This is a genomic window from Lutibacter sp. (genome assembly GCF_030692605.1).
GTDB lineage: Bacteria > Bacteroidota > Bacteroidia > Flavobacteriales > Flavobacteriaceae > Lutibacter.
In genome coordinates, this window is sequence record NZ_JAUYUD010000048.1 from 1 (window position 1) to 5,652 (window position 5,652).

Annotated in this window: 3 protein-coding genes; 1 reads left to right on the forward strand and 2 read right to left on the reverse strand. The window is 29.4% G+C overall.

Annotation, left to right across the window (positions count from 1 at the left end):
* Nucleotides 1–153: 153 nt before the first annotated feature.
* Together Q8S45_RS04300 and Q8S45_RS04305 are read right to left on the reverse strand one after the other, a co-directional pair.
* Entirely contained in the window at nt 154–1,974 is a 1,821-nt protein-coding gene (locus Q8S45_RS04300) for a DEAD/DEAH box helicase (RefSeq protein ID WP_305601542.1), read from the reverse strand.
* 98 nt (nt 1,975–2,072) lie between these two features.
* The gene (locus Q8S45_RS04305; protein ID WP_305601544.1) at nt 2,073–3,458 is read right to left on the reverse strand and encodes a hypothetical protein; all 1,386 of its coding nucleotides are present in this window, start codon (nt 3,456–3,458) and stop codon (nt 2,073–2,075) included.
* Nucleotides 3,459–3,629: 171 nt separating this feature from the next.
* On the opposite strand from Q8S45_RS04305, the gene Q8S45_RS04310 reads away from it, so the two are divergent.
* Nucleotides 3,630–5,255, forward strand: coding sequence for an ABC-F family ATP-binding cassette domain-containing protein (locus tag Q8S45_RS04310; protein ID WP_305601546.1), 1,626 nt, complete (start codon nt 3,630–3,632; stop codon nt 5,253–5,255).
* Nucleotides 5,256–5,652 lie beyond the last annotated feature (397 nt).

Consider the following 5,652-nt stretch of genomic DNA (forward strand, 5'->3'; position numbering starts at 1 on the left):
GCTTTGAAACTAATAAACATGAATAATGTTTCTCTAATACTAATTTTACACATTCAAGTTTAAATGTGTAATCATATTTCACTTTTCTTTCCATAAAAATACCCCCAAATAGTGTCTAACTTTTTGGGGGCAGTCTAAAACTGGCCGCTTTTTTTATGCTCTTCTTTTTCTTTTCGGATTTTTATCTGACCCAAAAGCACTTTTGCTTTTTGAATCACTTCTTTTTCTTCCAAAACCTGCAAAGTCTCCAGCTGGTTTTTTATCTCTACTTCTTTTTCTGTCTCCACTACCGTTTGAACTACCACTTCCACCATTTCGGCTTCTGCTTTGACCAGTACGTTGTTTGGTAGTAATTTCAACATTAACATTTCTACCTTCAAAAGAGGCATCATTTTTTTCAAAAGCTGTAACTGTTTCTTTTTCGAAGTTTTTATCTAATTCAAAAAATGAAAATGTATCTAAAATTTCAATTTGTCCAATTTCAATATTTTTAGAAATATTTTGTTCGTTGATTAATCCAATTAATCGAGCTGGATTTAATTTATCTTTTCTACCAATATTAATAAAGAAACGACTCATATTTTCATCATTTCTAGATTTTCCTTTTGAGTCACCTGAATCTCGAGAATCTCTTCCTTTCATATGCTCACTATCATTCAAATCAGGTGCGTTTTCATAATAAGTAAGGAACGTGTTAAATTCTATCGACACAAAACGTTTTATTAATTCATCGCGCTCTAAACCTTCTAATTTTTCGTAGATTGAAGGTAAAAATTCAGCTATTTCTGTTTCATTAATTTTGATATCGTGAACTTTATCAATCAATTTTAACAACTGATTTTGACAAATTTCTTTTCCTGTAGGTACAGGAGTACTCACAAATTTTTTCCCGATTAAGCGTTCGATAGGAAACAATTTTCCTTTTTCTCTGCTCGTAACTATTGCTATGGAAATTCCAATTTTACCTGCTCTACCAGTTCTACCACTTCTGTGCGTATAAGATTCTATTTGATCTGGTAATTTATGATTAATTACGTGGGTTAAATCGTTTACATCCAATCCTCTTGCGGCAACATCGGTAGCTACCAATATTTGAATAACTTTATCCCTAAATTTTCCCATAACAGCATCACGTTGTCCTTGAGATAAATCTCCGTGAAGTGAATCAGCGTTGTATCCATCTGCAATTAATTTATCAGCAATTTCTTGAGTTTCTCTACGAGTTCTACAAAAAATTATACTGTAAATATCTGGATTTACATCGGCAATTCTTTTTAATGCTGCATATCTATTTCTTTCTGAAACCACATAATATTGATGTGATACTTGATCTGAACCTTTATTTTTTTCTCCTGAAGTAATTTCAACAGGCTTGTACATATAGTTTTTTGCAATACTTTCTACCTCCTGAGGAAAAGTTGCTGAAAAAAGTAATGTTTGTTTTTCTTTTGGCGTTACAGCAAGAATTTTATCTAATTCGTCCTTAAACCCCATGTTTAACATTTCATCTGCTTCATCTAGAATCAGCCATCTAACCGTTGAAAGTTTAAGTGCTTTTCTATTAATTAAATCAACTGTTCTACCAGGTGTTCCAACAATAATTTGGACACCTCTCTTTAGTTTTCTAATTTGATCTTCGATACTTGAGCCACCGTAAACGGCAAGGCATCTGATACCATCTGAAAATTTACTGAACTCCTCAATATTTTTTGCAATCTGAATTGCTAATTCTCTGGTTGGAGATAAAATAATAGCTTGTACATCGCCGTTTTCAGCATCAATTTGTTCTAAAATTGGTAAGCTAAAGGCTGCAGTTTTTCCTGTACCTGTTTGTGCAAATGCTTTTAAATCTTGCGTAGAATTTAAAACTTGAGGAATTGCTTTTAATTGTATTTCTGTAGGGTTTTCATAACCCAATTCGGTTAGGGCCTTAATAATATTTTTATTAAGTCCTAGGTCTTTAAATGTCGACATTCTGTTAAATTATTGATTTACAGATGCCAAATCTATAAACCGGTTAAAAATCGTGCAAAGGTACACTTATATTTTATCCTAGAGCTATAAAACTAGTTTTATTCTAATTTTAATAATTCGGCATTGAATTTTTTTGAATCAAGGTAGGTAAAACCATTTAAAACTATTCCATTTTTTTGAACCATTATAGTTCTTGGATAATTACTGGTTAAAAACGAATGAGCAGCACTGTTAGAGGGTAATCTATATTGTTTAGTTATATCTAAAATTTTGAAGTTGCGATCAATCTCAAAATTATTGTTTTTGGTTTTCATATTTATTCCAATAAATAAAATTGTAGGATGTGCTGTTTCCAAGAATTTAATTCGTTTTGTCAAATATTCAGAAGACATAAATTCAGTTGACCAGAAATAAATAACAGTCTTTTTATTCTTAATTAACTCATTAATAGAAGATTCTATGTTGTTATAGGTTGAGATTTTGAAATTAGTTAACGGTTTATTGTTTTCAACTACTTTGCTATCGTTAACCAAATTTTTAACTTGAGTAATATAAATATCATCTGTACAATTTTGAAGGAAAATATCCAAGGCTTTTTCATTTATTTTACACGTAGTCTCGCTTTTTAAAAAATCGTTTATGATTATTCTTTTAAGTAAGTTATTTTTAAATGATTCTAATTCAATGTGTTTTGAAGTTTCAATTAGAATATTGGAAGTTAAATTAGATTTAGAAGAATCTTGTTCCTTTTGTTGATATCCTATATTATATAAATAGCTAACAATATAATTTTGATATGGATAAAATGAAACTAAATTTTCTTCATTAAAATTTATTTTCTTTCTAAATTTATAGAAATCTTCTGAAATAGTTGGAAAACGGTCAAGCCCATTTGCTATCTTATTATAGTATGGATAAATTTCTTTCAATCTGTATAAAGGGTATCGAAGTGCTGTTTGAGTCAATTTTTCAAATCCATTCGAAATATTTCTTTCAGAATTAGCAAACTCTTTATAAATTCTATCTCTAACCTCAGAAAGTGAATCTATTTTATATTCAAATTCTGATTCATTTAAATGAAAATTCTGAAACATTCCGATTTCTTCCTTCTCATTCTGAAGAAAAATATTTAATAAAAATTCATTTTTATGACTCCCTTTTCCACTAAAAACCAATGATTCATCAAAATCCCATGTATTTAGTCTAACCAGTACACTATCTTTTGGCTCTAAGTAAATGTATTGAAACTCGTTTCCATGTTTAAATGTATAAAGGCCCTCTTCAAAAGATTCATAAGTGCCTAAAAAGCGATTAGATTTGTCTAACGTTATTGAATCTAATACAACTTCATCTTTAATTAATAGTACAAATTTTGATTTTGGATTTACTATTTCACCACCAAAATAAGTGTTTGAATTCGTGTTTTTCCAAAAATTGCAACTAATCAAAGAAGTTAACAGTAAGATGTATAAAATTTTTTTCATTTATATTAGATTGAAACAAAAATACATACATCCAAAAAAAAGCCTTGTTAATAACCTGTTAAATAAAAAAAACATTTATTAATATTGAAAAAAGACATTAAAAAATTATTTTGGATTTAAGTAATACTAATTTCTTACTTTTGCAAAAATTTTAAAAATACCAATACCAACATGCTTACAGTTTCAAATTTATCAGTCCAATTCGGTAAAAGAATCCTTTTCGACGAAGTTAATACTAAATTCACCATTGGTAACTGCTATGGAATTATAGGAGCAAATGGATCGGGTAAATCAACTTTTTTGAAAATTATATCTGGTAAAAAAGACCCTACATCCGGTCAAGTAATAATAGATCCGGGTAAACGTATGTCTGTTTTAACACAAGATCATTATGCTTTTGATGAATATATGGTTTTGGATGCAGTTATGATGGGTAATAAAAAATTATTCAACATAAAAAAGGAAATGGATGCCATTTATGCCAAAGAAGATTTTAGTGAGGAAGATGGAAATAAAGTAGGGGAGTTAGGCGTTGATTTTGAAGAAATGGGTGGTTGGAATGCTGAAAGTGATGCAGCTACGATGCTTTCATCACTAGGTATCAAAGAAGATTTACATTATACATTAATGAGTGAGGTTGATGGTAAAATGAAGTTAAGAGTATTGCTAGCTCAAGCCCTTTTCGGAAATCCAGATGTATTAGTAATGGATGAGCCAACGAACGATTTGGATTTTGAAACAATTGGCTGGTTAGAAAATTTTATTGCTAATTACGATAATACCGTTATTGTAGTTTCTCATGACCGTCACTTTTTAGATGCGGTTTGTACTCATATTTCAGACATTGATTTTGGAAAAATAAATCATTTTTCAGGGAATTATACATTTTGGTACGAATCCAGCCAGTTAGCAGCAAAACAAAGAGCACAGCAAAATAAAAAATCTGAAGAGAAAAAGAAGGAGTTGGAAGAGTTTATTCGTCGTTTTTCTGCAAACGTTGCTAAATCCAAACAGGCAACAAGTAGAAAAAAAATGATTGAAAAATTAAATATTGATGATATAAAACCATCAAGCAGAAGATATCCAGCCATCATTTTTGATAGAGATAGAGAGGCTGGGGATCAAATTTTAAATGTGGAACATTTGTCAAAATCAACTGATGAAGAAGTTTTATTTAATGATATTCATTTCAATTTAAATAAAGGAGATAAGGTTGCTTTGATTTCTAAAAACTCGAAAGCTGTTTCTGCATTTTATGAAATTTTAAATGGTAATTTAACTCAAGATTCAGGAAAATTTCAATGGGGAGTTACCACTTCTCAAGCTTATTTGCCATTAGATAATTCATCTTTTTTTACTGATGCTAATTTAAATTTAGTAGACTGGTTGCGCCAATATGCCAAAACAGAAGAAGAAAGGGAAGAAGTTTTTTTAAGAGGATTTTTAGGTAAAATGATTTTTAGTGGTGAAGAGGCCTTAAAAAAATGTAATGTGCTATCTGGAGGTGAAAAGGTACGATGTATGATTTCTAGAATGATGATGAACAGAGCAAATGTTTTAATGCTAGATGAACCAACCAATCATTTAGATTTAGAATCTATTCAAGCTTTTAATAACTCATTGAGTAATTTTAAGGGAACTGTAATTTTCACAACACACGATCACGAGTTTGCCCACACTGTAGCGAACAGAATAATTGAATTAACACCAAATGGTGTAATTGATAGGTATTCTACTTTTGATGATTACCTAGAAAATGAGTCAATTAAGGAATTAAGGGCTAAAATGTATTTATAAAAAAAAGGAACGAAAGTTCCTTTTTTTACACTGTTTCAATTTCTTTTTCAAAAAAAGTTGCTTGTTACTTTCTCCGTTTAAAATCACAGTAGATTTTAAAGTTTAAACAAATCTAGTTTTAGACTCTTAAAATGAAAAAAGGTTTAATTTGAATTTTGAATTATACTTTAAAAGTTTTGTTTTTAAAGACAGAATATTTTTAAATTTAATTTTCTACTTTAGGTGAAATAGCATTAGAGAATCACTATTTTAATATAAAAAAAGAAGCCGTCTCAATATTAAATTTTGAGACGGTTTTTTTATTTCTATTCAATTTCGGATATTTTTTATTTTTATGAATAAGGCAAAAATTGTCCTTAAGAAGCAATTTTCTTTCTTAAATTGTGTCCTAATGCCA